This is a genomic window from Nocardiopsis baichengensis YIM 90130 (genome assembly GCF_000341205.1).
Lineage (GTDB): Bacteria > Actinomycetota > Actinomycetes > Streptosporangiales > Streptosporangiaceae > Nocardiopsis_A > Nocardiopsis_A halophila.
On sequence record NZ_ANAS01000041.1, the window covers coordinates 32,168 to 46,503 of the forward strand.

The 14,336-nt window shown below is 74.5% G+C and carries 9 protein-coding genes and 1 riboswitch; of the genes, 6 read left to right on the forward strand and 3 right to left on the reverse strand.

What is annotated here, in order from left to right; all coding sequences use genetic code 11:
- Positions 1–4: 4 nt before the first annotated feature.
- The 3 genes from C892_RS0126790 to C892_RS0126800 are packed head-to-tail and all read right to left on the reverse strand — an operon-like array spanning position 5 to position 5,156.
- Complete coding sequence (locus tag C892_RS0126790; protein ID WP_017559730.1) at positions 5–1,390, reverse strand: maltokinase N-terminal cap-like domain-containing protein; 1,386 nt, start codon at positions 1,388–1,390, stop codon at positions 5–7.
- The gene (gene treS, locus C892_RS0126795; RefSeq protein ID WP_394296687.1) at positions 1,387–3,183 is read right to left on the reverse strand and encodes a maltose alpha-D-glucosyltransferase; all 1,797 of its coding nucleotides are present in this window, start codon (positions 3,181–3,183) and stop codon (positions 1,387–1,389) included. The genes C892_RS0126790 and treS overlap by 4 nt, the downstream gene beginning before the upstream one ends.
- Positions 3,180–5,156 carry an alpha-1,4-glucan--maltose-1-phosphate maltosyltransferase gene (locus C892_RS0126800; protein WP_017559731.1) on the reverse strand — a complete coding sequence of 659 codons (1,977 nt, stop codon included), beginning with the start codon at positions 5,154–5,156 and terminating at the stop codon, positions 3,180–3,182. Before C892_RS0126800 ends, treS begins: the two co-directional genes overlap by 4 nt.
- A 387-nt stretch (positions 5,157–5,543) precedes the next feature.
- Here C892_RS0126800 and glgP point away from each other — a divergent pair, with 387 nt between their 5' ends.
- The 6 genes from glgP to C892_RS29695 all read left to right on the forward strand — a co-directional run bounded on the left by glgP (position 5,544) and on the right by C892_RS29695 (position 14,182).
- Positions 5,544–8,168 (forward strand): alpha-glucan family phosphorylase, encoded by a 2,625-nt coding sequence (gene glgP, locus C892_RS0126805; protein WP_017559732.1) that lies wholly within the window; start codon positions 5,544–5,546, stop codon positions 8,166–8,168.
- 84 nt (positions 8,169–8,252) lie between these two features.
- Positions 8,253–8,358: riboswitch (TPP riboswitch) on the forward strand.
- 63 nt (positions 8,359–8,421) lie between these two features.
- On the forward strand, positions 8,422–9,024 hold the full coding sequence (locus C892_RS0126810; RefSeq protein ID WP_017559733.1) for an ECF transporter S component: 603 nt from the start codon (positions 8,422–8,424) through the stop codon (positions 9,022–9,024).
- Complete coding sequence (locus C892_RS0126815) at positions 9,021–10,520, forward strand: ABC transporter ATP-binding protein (protein ID WP_239647550.1); 1,500 nt, start codon at positions 9,021–9,023, stop codon at positions 10,518–10,520. The genes C892_RS0126810 and C892_RS0126815 overlap by 4 nt, the downstream gene beginning before the upstream one ends.
- Positions 10,521–10,535: 15 nt before the next feature.
- Positions 10,536–11,246 (forward strand): energy-coupling factor transporter transmembrane component T, encoded by a 711-nt coding sequence (locus tag C892_RS0126820; RefSeq protein ID WP_017537200.1) that lies wholly within the window; start codon positions 10,536–10,538, stop codon positions 11,244–11,246.
- Positions 11,247–11,300: 54 nt separating this feature from the next.
- Complete coding sequence (locus C892_RS0126825) at positions 11,301–12,101, forward strand: enoyl-CoA hydratase-related protein (RefSeq protein ID WP_017559735.1); 801 nt, start codon at positions 11,301–11,303, stop codon at positions 12,099–12,101.
- Positions 12,102–12,274: 173 nt separating this feature from the next.
- Positions 12,275–14,182, forward strand: a complete 1,908-nt coding sequence (locus C892_RS29695; protein WP_239647551.1) for a serine/threonine-protein kinase — start codon at positions 12,275–12,277, stop codon at positions 14,180–14,182.
- Positions 14,183–14,336 lie beyond the last annotated feature (154 nt).

Consider the following 14,336-nt stretch of genomic DNA (forward strand, 5'->3'; position numbering starts at 1 on the left):
GGGGTCAGGGCCGGGCCAGCGCGGCGATGGAGTCCAGCGGCACGCGCAGCCAGGTGGGGCGGTTGTGGGCCTCGTAGAGGACCTCGTAGACCGCCTTGTCGTACTCGAAGGCGCGCAGCGCCGTCAGGTGCTTGTCCGGGTCGGTCCCGCCGCCGGCCGCGTAGCCGGCGCAGAAGGCCTCCCGGTTGCGCTCGGCCCAGGCGCGGGCGATCGGCGCCAGCAGCTCCTCATCGGCGCTGCCGATGAGCTGGTGGCGGGCGGCGTAGTCGAAGGAGCGCAGCATCCCGGCGACGTCGCGCAGCGGGCTGGAGGGGCGCCGCCGCTCGGCCACCGGCACCGCCGGCTCGCCCTCGAAGTCCAGCAGCACCCACCCGGCGTCGGTGCGCACCACCTGGCCCAGGTGGTAGTCGCCGTGCACGCGCTGTACCGGCAGCGGCGCCTGGGAGCGGGCGAAGTCCTCGAACGCGGTGCGCAGCACCCCGGCGTAGGGCGCCAGCTCGGGCACCTGCTCGGTGGCGGCGTCCAGCCGCCGGGCCATGGCGTCGGCCAGCGCGCGCAGGCAGGACGGCGAGAGCACGTCGGTGGGCAGGGCGCGGGCCAGTTCCCGGTGCACCGCGGCGGTGGCCGCGCCCAGCCGCTCGGCCTCGGCGGCGAAGTCGCCGCCGGCGTCGGCCGGGCCGGTCCGGGGCGCGGCGTACAGGTCGCGCACGCTGGTGGCGGCCAGCACCCAGCCGTCGGTGGCGCTGCGCAGGTAGCCCTGGAGCATGGCGACGGTGGTCGGCACCGGCCGGCCGTCGTGCTCGATGTCGGCCTCGATCCACCCGTGCGGCGGCGCGGCGTAGGGCGAGCCGTCCAGGGCGCCGTTGAGCTCCAGGTCCGGGTTGAGCCCGGGCCACAGCCGGCGGAACGCCTTGAGCACGTACTCCTCGCCGAAGACCAGCGAGGTGTTGGACTGCTCGCCGGTGATCACCAGGCTGCGCAGCCCGGTGCGGACGGTGTGCCCGGGCCGGGTGCGAAAGCGCAGCTCTCCGCACTCGGCGCCGCGGGCCAGCCCCTCCAGCAGCCGGCCGGTCAGCTCCGGGTCGTGCAGCGCGTCGTAGGCGGTGCGCTGGGCGCCCCGGATCCGGCACCGGCCGATGACGCAGTGCTCCAGTCCGGCGCGCAGCCGGCCGCGCTCGGCCAGCCCCACCACCACCAGGTAGCGGTCGGCGGAGCGGGGCTGGTCGACCCGCACCACCAGCACGCGCATGCCGGGGCCGTGCGCGCCGGGGTCGGCCCCGCCCACGGGCAGGTCGCGCTCGATGCGCACCGCCTCGATGGGCGCGGCCTTGCCGGCGAACCAGCGCTGCCGCGGCAGCCATGCGGCCAACAGGTCCTCGATCCGGTTCATGCGGTGTCCCGGGTGCGGTCGTCGGTGGTGGGTCCGTCCGCCTCCTCGACCGGCGGCAGCTGGAACCAGTAGAAGCCGTGGCCGGGCAGGGTGAGCAGGTAGGGGAGTTCGCCGATGGCGGGGAAGCGCACGCCTCCGGTGCACTCCACGGGCGTGGCGCCCTCGAACCGGCGCAGGTCCAGTTCGACGGGCTGGGGGAAGCGGGAGAGGTTGTTGACGCACAGCATGCGGTCGTCGCCCCACTCCCGGACGAACGCCAGCACGCTGGGGTTGCTGGCGTGCAGTTCGGTGAAGTCGCCGGTGCCGAAGACGGGGTGGCGCTTGCGGATCTGGATCATCTTGCGGGTCCAGTTGAGCAGCGAGCCGGGGTCGCCGCGCTGGGCCTCGACGTTGAGCGCCTGGTAGCCGTGGACCGGGTCGAGGATGAGCGGCAGGTAGAGCCGGGCCGGGTCGCACCGGGAGAAGCCGGCGTTGCGGTCGGAGGTCCACTGCATGGGGGTGCGCACCGCGTCCCGGTCGCCGAGCCAGATGTTGTCGCCCATGCCGATCTCGTCGCCGTAGTAGAGCACCGGGGAGCCGGGCAGGGACAGCAGCAGCGCGGTGAACAGCTCGATCTGGTCGCGGTCGTTGTCCAGCAGCGGGGCCAGCCGGCGCCGGATGCCCACGTTGGCGCGCATGCGCGGGTCCGTGGCGTACTCGGCGTACATGTAGTCCCGCTCCTCGTCGGTGACCATCTCCAGGGTCAGCTCGTCGTGGTTGCGCAGGAAGATGGCCCACTGGCAGTTGTGCGGGATGCGCGGGGTCTGGGCGAGGATCTCGGAGATGGGGTAGCGCTGCTCGCGGCGGACCGCCATGAACATCCGCGGCATCAGCGGGAAGTGGAAGTTCATGTGGCACTCGTCGCCGCCGGACTCGAAGTCGCCGAAGTAGTCGACCACGTCGGCGGGCCACTGGTTGGCCTCGCTCAGCAGCACCCGGTCGGGGTAGAGGCGGTCCACCTCCGAGCGCACCCGCTTGAGGAACTCGTGGGTCTCCTTGAGGTTCTCGCAGTTGGTGCCCTCGCGCTCGTACAGGTAGGGGACCGCGTCCAGCCGGAACCCGTCGATGCCCAGGTCCAGCCAGAACCGCAGCACCTCCAGCACCGCCTCCTGCACCGCGGGGTTCTCGAAGTTCAGGTCGGGCTGGTGGGAGAAGAACCGGTGCCAGTAGTACTGGCCGCGCACCTCGTCGTAGGTCCAGTTGGACTGCTCGGTGTCGACGAAGATGATCCGGGCGTCGGTGTACCGGTCGGTGGTGTCGGACCACACGTAGAAGTCGCCGTAGGGCCCGTCGGGGTCCGAGCGCGAGGCCTCGAACCAGGGGTGGCGGTCGCTGGTGTGGTTCATCACCAGGTCGGTGATGATGCGGATGCCGCGCCGGTGCGCCTGCTCGACCAGCTCGACGAAGTCGGCGATGGTGCCGAACTCGGGCTGGACGGACATGTAGTCGGAGATGTCGTAGCCGCCGTCGCGCAGCGGGGACTCCTGCAGCGGGAGCAGCCACAGGCAGTCGATGCCCAGCCATTCCAGGTAGTCGAGCCGTTCGATGAGCCCGCGCAGGTCGCCCACGCCGTCGCCGTTGGAGTCGTGGAAGCCCCGGACCTGGACCTCGTAGAAGACGGCGTGCTTGTACCAGTGCGGGTTGGGCGGCAGTGCGGTGAAGGTGTCGGGCACGGGGGCGGGTGTGGTCACGGGAGCAACTCCACCTGTCGGCGTTCCAGTACGGTCGGCCGTGCCGGCGGGCGTGCGGGTCATCCGGCCGAGGCGACTGTGAGAACGTGTGCGGTCTGGACGTTCGGGTCGAGGCGCACGTAATTGGCCTGACCCCAGGTGTAGGTCGTGCCGGAGAGCTCGTCGTGTACCGACAGAGACGTTTCCGGCGAAAAACCCAAAGAGGGCATGTCGAGCCGGACCGTCGCTTCGCGCGTGCGGTGCGGATCGAGATTGACGACGACGATCACGACGTCGTCACGGCCCTCGCGGTCGCCGTTCCCGGGCAGCCGTTTGGAATAGCAGATCAGCTCAGGCTGGTCGACATGGTGGAACCGCAGGTTGCGCAGTTCCTGCAATGCCGGGTGGTCGCGCCGCAGACAGTTTAGCCTGCGGATCAGCGGGGAGATCGACATTTCCGCGGCCTCGGCCGCGTCCCAGTCGCGCGGTTTGTACTCGTATTTCTCGGAATCGAGGTACTCCTCGCTCCCGGGGCGCAGCGGGGTGTTCTCGCACAGCTCGTATCCGGAGTACACGCCCCAGGAGGGGGAGAGGGTGGCGGCCAGCACGGCCCGCGCCTCGAACGCGGGCCGGCCGCCCTCCTGCAGGTAGGCGTGCAGGATGTCGGGCGTGTTGCAGAAGAGGTTGGGGCGCATGTAGGCCGCCGCCGCGCCGGTCAGCTCCTCCATGTACCCCTGGAGCTCCTCCTTGCCGGTGCGCCAGGTGAAGTAGGTGTAGGACTGGTGGAACCCGGCCCGGGCCAGGGCGTGCATCGCCGCCGGGCGGGTGAAGGCCTCGGACAGGAACACCACGTCGGGGTCGGTGCGGGCGATCTCGGCCAGCAGGCGCTCCCAGAAGGCCAGCGGCTTGGTGTGCGGGTTGTCCACCCGGAAGATGCGCACGCCCCGGTCCATCCAGAACCGGACCACCCGCAGCACCTCGGCGTACAGGCCCTCGGGGTCGCGGTCGAAGTCCAGGGGGTAGATGTCCTGGTACTTCTTGGGCGGGTTCTCGGCGTAGGCGATGGTGCCGTCGGCGCGCTCGGTGAACCACTCGGGGTGCTCGGCCACCCAGGGGTGGTCGGGGGAGCACTGCAGCGCCAGGTCCAGGGCGACCTCGACGCCGTGCGCGGCGGCCTCGGAGACGAAGGCGTCGAAGTCGCGCAGGTCGCCCAGGTCGGGGTGGACGGCGTCGTGCCCGCCCTCGGCGGAGCCGATGGCCCAGACCGACCCGGGGTCGCCGGGCCCGGCCTGGGGGGTGTTGTTGCGGCCCTTGCGGAAGGTGCGGCCCACCGGGTGCACCGGCGGCAGGTAGACCACGTCGAAGCCCATGTCGGCGATGGCCGGGAGCCGCTTGGCCGCGCTGCGCAGGGTGCCCGAGCGCCACACCCCCGCGGCCTCGTCGAACTCGGCCCCCTCCGAGCGGGGGAAGAACTCGTACCAGGAGCCGACCAGGGCGCGCCGCCGGTGCACCTGGAGCGGCAGGCGCCGGGTGCGGGTGAGGTGGTCGCGCAGCGGCTCGCGCTCCATCAGCCGGGCCGCCTCGCCGCCGGCCCCGGCCGCGAGCCGCTCGGCCGGCGGCAGCGAGGCGTCCCGCAGCACGCGCGCGGCCTCGGCCAGGACGGGGCGTCGGGGGACCCGCCGGGCGGCGCGGTCCAGCAGCCGGGCGCCCTCCTCCAGGACCAGTTCGGTGTCCAGGCCCAGCGGGATCTTCGCGGCGGCCTCGCGGCGCCAGGTGGCGTAGGGATCGGCCCAGGCCTCCACGGCGAAGGTCCACCGGCCGGGCGCGTCGGGGCGCACCTGCGCGGTGTAGCGGTCGGTTCCCGGCGCCCGCTCGGCCATCCGCACCCGGGCGCGGCGGCGGCCCCGCGGGTCGTAGAGCACCGCGTCCGCGCCCAGGGCGCCGTGGCCCTCGCGCAGCACCGTGGCGGCCACCGGGACCGTCTCGCCCTCGGCGGCCTGGGCGGTGCCGTAGGACAGCGCCGGCGCGACGTCGAGTACAGGAATTCGTCCGATCACGTGTGCACCAATTCTTCGCAAGCGGCGGCGGGGCCGCGAGTGGCCGGTGTGACCCGATTTCGGGCAGCGTCCATTGAGGAATGAGAACAGGGCGTACCTGGTGTCCGAGGGGGAATCGCGGCCGGATCGCCGCCGCGCCCACAGTCCTATCGTCGACGCCGTGGCGCCCCGCTCCGACAGTCCGAAGGCACATATTTTTGTGATAGTCGTCACACTTCCAATTCGGATGTCCGCGGCGTTTTCGCCCCGTTTCCTCTCCGTGGATTCCGGCATAACGGTCTTCTGTCACTGCCGTACCGGGCCGATCGGGAATTCGGCGGGCGAATGCACGTGAATTCGCGCGCGGCGCCTGGTGCCGCGGCGCCGGGTGAACTAGCGTGCCGCTGCGTGAAGGCGATCCGCAGATTCACCGTCCGTACCGTCCTGCCCGAGCCGCTGTCCCCGCTGGGCCGGCTCGCGGCCAACCTGCGCTGGGCCTGGCACCCGCCCACCCGGGAGGTGTTCCGCGACATCGACCCGCGCCTGTGGGAGGCGGGCGGGCGCGACCCGCTGCGCCTGCTCGGCGACGCCGGGGCCGACCGGCTGGCCGCGCTGGCCGGCGACCCGGCGTTCACCGAGCGCGTCGCGGCGGCCGCCGCCGACCTGGACGCCTACCTGTCCGGGCCGCGCTGGTACCAGAAGGCGGCGGCCGAGGCCGAGGCGGCCGGGCGGCCCGCGCCTCCGGCGGCGGTGGCCTACTTCTCCGCCGAGTACGGGCTCACCTCCGCGCTGCCGCAGTACTCCGGCGGTCTGGGCATCCTGGCCGGCGACCACCTCAAGAGCGCCAGCGACCTGGGCCTGCCGCTGATCGGGGTGGGGCTGCTCTACCGGCACGGCTACTTCGCCCAGACGCTCTCGCCGGAGGGGTGGCAGCTGGAGTCCTACCCCGAGGTCGACCCGCAGGGGATGCCGCTGTCCCGGCTGGCCGGGCCGGACGGCGGGCCCGCCGAGGTCGCCGTGGACATGCCCGAGGGGGAGCGGCTCACCGCCCGCGTCTGGGTGTGCCGGGTGGGACGGGTCCCGCTGCTGCTGCTGGACGCGATGCACGAGGGCAACACGCCGCAGCTGCGCGCGGTGACCGACCGCCTCTACGGGGGCGGGGGCGAGCACCGGCTGCGCCAGGAGATCCTGCTGGGCGTGGGCGGGGTGCGGGCCGTGCGCCTCTACTGCGCCGGCGCGGGGCACCCGGTCCCCGAGGTCTTCCACATGAACGAGGGCCACGCCGGGCTGCTGGGCCTGGAGCGGGTCCGCGAGTACATCGACGCCGGGCTGGGCTTCGACGAGGCGGTGGAGGCCGCCCGCGCCGGGACCGTGTTCACCACCCACACCCCGGTGCCCGCCGGGATCGACCGCTTCCCGCGCGAGCTGGTCCGCCGCCACCTGGCCGGGCCCTCCCCGGCCGTGCCCGGGCTGCCGGCCGACCGGGTGCTGGAGCTGGGCGCCGAGGACCACGCCCACGGCGACCCGGGCGTGTTCAACATGGCGGTGATGGGCCTGCGGCTGGCCCAGCGCGCCAACGGGGTGAGCCGGCTGCACGGCGCGGTGAGCCGGTCGATGTTCCAGGGCCTGTGGCCCGGCTTCGACGCCGAGGAGGTGCCCATCGGGTCGGTCACCAACGGCGTGCACGCCCGTACCTGGGTCGCCGAGGAGGCCCAGGAGCTGGCCGCGCGCATGGTGCCCGACTCCGGGGAGTTCACCGGGCCGGAGGGCTGGCGCAAGGTGTCCGGTGCCGACGAGGCCGAGCTGTGGCGGATGCGCCGCACCCTGCGCGCCCGACTGGTGGCCGAGGCGCGCGAGCGGCTGCGCGCCTCCTGGCGGGCGCGCGGGGCCAGCGCGGCCGAGCTCGGCTGGGTGGACGACGTGCTCGACCCCGACGTGCTCACCATCGGCTTCGCCCGCCGGGTGCCCTCCTACAAGCGGCTCACCCTGATGCTGCGCGACGCCGAGCGGCTGCGCCGGCTGCTGCTGCACCCGGACCGGCCGGTGCAGATCGTGGTCGCCGGCAAGGCGCACCCGGCCGACGAGGGCGGCAAGCGCCTGATCCAGGACATCGTGCGCTTCGCCGACGACCCGCGGGTGCGCCACCGCCTGGTGTTCCTGCCCGACTACGACATGGCGCTGGCCACCGCCCTGGTGCAGGGGTGCGACGTGTGGCTGAACAACCCGCTGCGCCCGCTGGAGGCCAGCGGCACCTCGGGGATGAAGTCGGCGCTGAACGGCGGGCTCAACCTGTCGGTGCGCGACGGCTGGTGGGAGGAGTGGTTCGACGGCTCCAACGGGTGGGCCATCCCCACCGCCGACGGCGTGGAGGACCCCGACCGCCGCGACGACCTGGAGGCCGGCGCCCTGTACGACCTGGTGGAGCACCAGGTGGCGCCGCTGTTCTACGACCACGACGCCGGCGGCCTGCCCAAGCGCTGGCTGGAGATGGTCAAGCACACCCTGGTCTCGCTGGGGCCCAAGGTGCTGGCCACCCGGATGGTGCGCGAGTACACCGAGCGCCTCTACCAGGGCGCGGCCGACTCCTCGCGGCTCCTGCTGGCCGAGGACGCGCAGGGCGCGCGGGAGCTGGCGGCCTGGAAGCGGCGGGTGCGCGCCGGCTGGCCGGCGGTGCGCATCCAGCACGTCGACCTTGCCGGGGCGGCCGGGGCGCCGCAGGTGGGCGGGCGGCTGGAGGTGCGCGCCACGGTCGAGCTGGGCGCCCTGGCCCCGGAGGACGTGCGGGTGGAGGCGCTGATCGGGCGGGTCGGCGACGGCGACCGGCTGGAGGAGCCCGAGGCGGTGGCGCTGGAGCCGGACGGCGGCGAAGGGCCGCGCTACACCGGGACGGTCCCGCTCTCGCGCGCCGGGGCCTGCGGGTACACCGTGCGGGTGCTGCCCCGCCACCCGCTGCTGACCTGCCCGGCGGAGATGGGGCTGATCGCGCTGCCCGCCCCGCCGCAGGCGATGGAGGACGGCATCGTGCTGCGGTGAGGAGGCGGTAGAGACGGCGGAGAGGCGGCGGAGAGGCGTTATCAGGGCGGTATGTCCCATTGTTGACCGTTCGGCCATAATGGGAGGGAACGACAGGGGAGCGCTCCGGCGCTGAGAGTGCGGTCCGACCGCAGACCCTTAGACACCTGATCCGGGTCATGCCGGCGAAGGAAGTCGTAGGACCCGCCCGTGCGCCGGGCGCTCTTGGCTCACGCCCCCTCGTGTCGCGCAACCGATACGAAGGGACATCCGCATGAAGTCCGTCAAGGCCGTCCTGGCCGCCCTGCGGGACCGCCTGCCCCGCTGGCGCACCGTCGACATCGTCGTGGCCGCCGTCCTGGGCGTCGCCGTGGGCGTGGTGTTCTGGTTCTGGGGCATGCTCTGGTCGGTGACCGAGCCGGTGTTCCTGGTCTTCCCGCCCGCCCAGGCCGTGCTCTACGGCGTCTGGCTGGTCCCCGGCGTGCTGGGCATGCTGGTCGTCCGCAAGGCCGGCGCCGGGGTGCTCACCTCGGTGGCCGCGGCCGCCGTCTCGGCGCTGCTGGGCACCTCCTGGGGCCTGATGGTGCTGGTCGCCGGGCTGGCCCAGGGGCTGCTGCCCGAGCTGGTCTTCGCCGGGGCCCGCTACCGCCGCTGGGGCATGGGGATCTCGGTGCTGGCCGGCGCCGCCGCCGGGCTGGCCCCGGTGGCCATGGACCTGACCCTGTACTACCCGACCTGGCCGCCGCACTTCATGGCCGCCTACGGCGTGCTCGTGGTGGCCAGCGCCGCGCTGATCGGCGGCGTCGGCAGCCGCGCGCTGACCAGCGCCCTGGCCCGGGCCGGAGCGCTCTCGCCCTTCCCCTCGGCGCGCGGATGAGCCCGTCCGGTCCCCGGGGCGCGCGGGTGCGCGCCGCGGGGTGGGGCTGGCGCCACGCCGGGCGCGAGGCCTGGGCGCTGCGCGGGGTGGACCTGGAGATCGCGCCCGGCGAGCGGGTCCTGCTGCTCGGCCCCTCCGGGGCGGGCAAGTCCACGCTCCTGCAGGCCCTGGCCGGGCTGGCCGGCCCGGAGGCCGCCGTCACCGGGCAGAGCGAGGGCGAGCTGCTGGTGGACGGCGCCCCGCCCGGGCGCGGGCGCGGCGCCGCGGCCCTGGTGGGCCAGGACCCGCAGGCCCAGCTGGTGATGGCGCGCACCGGGGACGACGTCGCCTTCGGCCCCGAGAACCTGGGCCTGGCGCGCGAGGAGGTCGCCCCGCGGGTGCGCGAGGCGCTGGCGGCCGTGGGCTTCCCCTACGGGCCGGAGCGCCCCACCGCCGCCCTGTCCGGCGGCGAGCAGCAGCGCCTGGCGCTGGCCGGGGCGCTGGCCATGCGGCCCCGGCTGCTGCTCCTGGACGAGCCCACGGCCAACCTCGACCCGGACGGGGCGGCGCTGGTGCGCGGGGTCGTCGCCGACCTGGCGGCCTCCAGCGGCGCCACCATGGTGCTGGTGGAGCACCGGGTGGCCGACGCGGTCGGCCTGGTGGACCGGGTGGTGGTGCTCGAACCCGGCGGGGGCGTGGCCGCCGACGGCCCGCCGGACCGGGTGTTCGCCGAGCACGGCGCCGATCTGGCCGCACGCGGGGTGTGGGTGCCCGGGCGCGAGCCCCGGGCCCCGCGCGGCGGGGGCAGCCCCGGCGAGGTGCTGGTCGAGGCCTGCGGGCTGCGCGCGCTGGAGCCGCGCGCCCCGGGCGGGCCGGCGCGCGGGCGGCGGGCCGTGCTCGACGGGGTGGACGCCGCGGTGCGCTCCGCCGCCGTGACCGCGCTGACCGGGGCCAACGGCGCCGGGAAGTCGACCCTGCTGGCGCTGCTGGGCGGGCTGGCCCGCCCGGACGGCGGGCGGGTGCGCCCGGCCGGGGCGCTGGCCGCGGCCGACGGCCGGGACCTGGGGCGCTGGCCGGCCCGGCGGCTCGCCCGGCACGTGGGCACCGTCTTCCAGCAGGCCGAGGACCAGTTCGTCACCGGCACCGTCCGCGACGAGCTGGAGTTCGCCCCGCTGCGGGCCGGCGCACCGCCCCGGCGCGCCGCCGCGCGGGCCGAGGAGCTCATGGGGCGGCTGCGCCTGGACGGCCTGGAGGGGGCCCACCCCTTCACGCTCTCCGGCGGGGAGAAGCGGCGGCTGTCGGTGGCCACCGCGCTCAGCTCCGACCCCGAGCACGCCCCCGACGTGCTGCTGCTGGACGAGCCCACCTTCGGCCAGGACGCGGTGACCTGGGCCGAGGTGGTGGAACTGCTGGACGGGCTGCGGGCCCGGGGGCGGGCGGTGGTCGCCGCCACCCACGACGAGCGGCTGCTGGACGGGTTCACCGACACGCGCCTGCGGCTGGGGAGCGATGGCTGAGGCGGCGGTGGAACGGTGCTGAGACGACGCAACCCCGCGGCCAAGCTGCTGGCCGCCCTCCTGGTGGCCGCCGCGCTGGTGCCGGTGCTCGACCCGGTCACCGCCGGGGCCGTGCTGGCCGCCGTGGTGCTCGTGCTGCCCTTCGCCGGGCTGCGGGCGCGCCCGGTCCTGCTGCTCTTCCCGCCGCTGCTGCTGGCCGCGGCCTCGGTGGCGGTGGTCAACCTGCTCTACGGCGACGCCGGCGCGGCGGCCGCGCTGGGCCTGGGCCTGCGGCTGGCGGCCATCGCCCTGCCGTGCGTGCTGGCCGTGCTCACCAGCGACCCCACCGAGACCGCCGACGCGCTGGTGCAGCGGCTGCGGGTGCCCGAGCGGCCCGCCCTGGGGGTGCTGGCCGCGCTGCGCCTGGTGCCGCTGCTGGCCGAGCAGTGGCGCACGCTCACCCTGGCCCGGCGGGCGCGCGGCCTGGAGGCGGGGGCGAACCCCGCCGCCGCGGTGCGGCTGTTCGCGGGCAAGGTGTTCGCCCTGCTGGTGCGGGCGGTGCGGACGGGGACGCGGCTGGCCGCGGCGATGGACGCGCGCGCCTTCGGCACCGGGCCGCGCACGCACGCCCGGCGCAGCGTGTGGACCGCCGCCGACACCGCCCTGGTGGCCGGGACCGCCGCCGTTCTGGCCGGTGCGCACGGGCTGTCGCTGTGGCTGGGGACCTGGCGCCTGCTGTTCGCGTGAGGGCGTGGTAGACAGCCAGGGACAGTGGCCCCCGGAGCGAGGAAGGCGGCAGGAGTGGGCGAGAGCGTGCGGGAGTTCGTGCGGGTGGAGAAGGACCCGACCCACCCGGCGGTGGCGGTGGTCCGGCTGGACCGGCCCAAGATGAACGCGCTGAACGCGCAGGTGCAGCGGGAGATCGGGCAGGCGGCCGCCGAGGTGGCCGCGGACGCCTCGGTGGCCGCGGTGGTGCTCTACGGCGGCGAGCGGGTGTTCGCCGCGGGGGCCGACGTCAAGGAGATGGCGGACATGTCGTTCGCCGACATGAGCGCGCACTCGCGCACCCTGCAGGACTGCTTCACCGCGGTGGCCCGGATCCCCAAGCCTGTGGTGGCCGCGGTGACCGGGTACGCCCTGGGCGGCGGGTGCGAGCTGGCGCTGTGCGCCGACTTCCGGATCGCGGCCGAGGACGCCAGGCTGGGCCAGCCCGAGATCCAGCTGGGCATCATCCCCGGCGCCGGCGGCACCCAGCGGCTGCCGCGGCTGGTGGGGCCGTCCCGCGCCAAGGACCTGATCTTCACCGGGCGGCACGTGGACGCCGCCGAGGCCGAGCGGATCGGGCTGGTGGACCGGGTCGTGCCGGCCGGCGAGGTCTACACGGCGGCGGTCGAGGCGGCGGCCCGCTACACCGGCGGCCCGGCGGTGGCGCTGCGCGCCGCCAAGGAGGCGGTCGACCGGGGCCTGGAGACCGACCTGGACACCGGGCTGGAGATCGAGCGGGTCCAGTTCGCCGGCCTGTTCGGCACCGAGGACCAGAAGGCCGGCATGCGCAGCTTCGTGGAGAAGGGCCCCGGCAAGGCCGAGTTCACGGGGCGCTGAGCCCGCCGCGGCGGCGGGGGCGGGCGGTCCGGCGGAACCGCGCGCCCCCGGCTTCCGTCATACTCATAGGGTTGCCCGAACCGTTCGGGGCCCGCGGAACCGCCCGCGGACGGCCCCCGGCCGACGGCTAAGCTGGTGTGGTGCTATGCGGGGTTTGAGGGGATGAGCAGGCAATGGCTATGACGGCAGGTTTCCCCGAGGGCGAGGAGCTGCCGGAACGCGTCGGCCCTTACACCATCCGGCGGCGCATCGGCCAGGGCGGCATGGGCGTGGTCTACCAGGGCGTCGACCCCCGGCAGGACCGCCTGGTGGCGATCAAGGTGCTGCGCTCGGAGGTGGCCGGCGACGCGATCGCGCGCGCCCGGCTGGCCCGCGAGGTGGAGACCATGCGCCGGGTGCGCAGCCGCAACGTCGCCGAGGTGATCGACGCCGACACCGAGGCCGAGCTGCCCTGGGTGGTCACCGAGTACATCCCCGGGCCCACCCTGGACGCGACCGTGGAGGACCACGGTCCGCTGCGCGGGCGCGCCCTGACCCGCTTCGTGGGCGGCATGGCGCGCGCCATCGACGACATCCACGCCGCCGAGGTCGTCCACCGCGACCTCAAGCCGGGCAACGTCATCATCTCCAACGGCGAGCCCATCGTCATCGACTTCGGCATCGCCCACGCGGTGGACGGCGCCAAGCTCACCCAGACCGGCACCTTCGTGGGCACGCCCAGCTACCTGTCGCCGGAGGTCATCGAGGGCACCGCGCTGGGCCCGGCCACCGACGTGCACGCCTGGGGCGCGACCGTGGCCTTCGCGGCCACCGGCACCCCGCCCTACGGCGCCGGGTCCTTCGAGGTCATCTTCTTCCGCATCCTCAACGGCGAGATCAACCTGGACGGGATGCCGGACCAGCTGCGCCCGCTGGTGACCGCCGCGGTCTCGCGGGACATGGCGGCCCGGCCCACCGCGGCCCAGCTGGTCGCCGAGACCTCCCGGCTCAACCTGGACCTGCCGCTCAGCGACGACCTGGCGGCCTACGTGGGCTCGGGGACGACCGGCGCCCACACGGTGCACGCCCCGATGCAGGAGCGCCCGCAGGAGCGCCCGCAGGAGCCGGCCGACGAGCCCGGCGAGGCCCCCCGGACGCAGGCCTACGACCCCTCCTCCACGCAGCAGGCCCAGCACACCCAGCAGGCCCAGCACACCCGCGTCGCCCCGGCCGAGCCGCAGCCCGAGGTGCGCACCTACTACGCCGACGACGCCGAGGACGACGACCACGCCGCGCAGGGGCCGCACACCCAGTACTTCAACTCCACCCTGCGCCCCGAGGACTTCCGCGACATCCTGACCCCCGTCGGCCAGGAGCGCCGGGACGCCTCCCCCGACAGCACCGCGATGTTCGCCGGCGAGGAGATCCAGGAGGGCTACACCACCTCCCGGGAGTACGGCGGCGGCACCGGGCGCACCAGCCGCACCGACCGGGTCTCGGACTACTTCGGCGACTACGGCGGCGAGGGGCACGACGACGACCGCTGGTACCTGCCCAAGCTCTACCTGCTCCCGCTGGCGGCGCTGGTCGCCGGCCTGGGGCTGGTCGTGCCGACCATCGGCTTCGTGGTCGGGATGGTGCTGGTGAGCGTGCTGGGCGCGCTGGACAAGGTCAAGGGCGACCACGCCCGGCGGCTGCAGACCCGCGGACCGCGCAGCTCCGACACCATGGTGGTGGCGCTGAGCATGCCGGTGGCGCTGCTGCGCACGATCGGGGTGAACCTGCTCTTCGGGCTGGGGTACCTGCTGGTCGGGGTGGTCGTGGGCATCATCATCGGCCTGCTCACCGACACCAACTCGGCCAACAACGTCGGCTCCTACGCGGTGTTCGTGATGCTGCTGCTGACCATGGTCGGCCCCAACGGCAAGGGCGCCCGCCGCCAGTCCCTGGAGCTGGTCGACCGGGTCGGCTTCGGCAACATGTACGTCTACTGGGCCGTCATCGTCTTCACCGTGCTGTTCGCGCTGCTCGTGCTCTCCTTCGGGTTCGGCTCGGCCCCGGTGTGGACCGGCTGGCAGCCCAGTGCGCCGCTGGGCGGCTGAGCCGGGCCGGGCCCTGTTCGCTCTGAGCGCACACCCGCGTTCGCCCTCCTGGCTACCAGTCAGTAACATCGGGGGTGTCAGAGAGCGACGAATCGGGAGGCGCGGGACCGGAACGCGCCCCCGCCGCCGGATGCGACCAGCGCATTTGGCACCC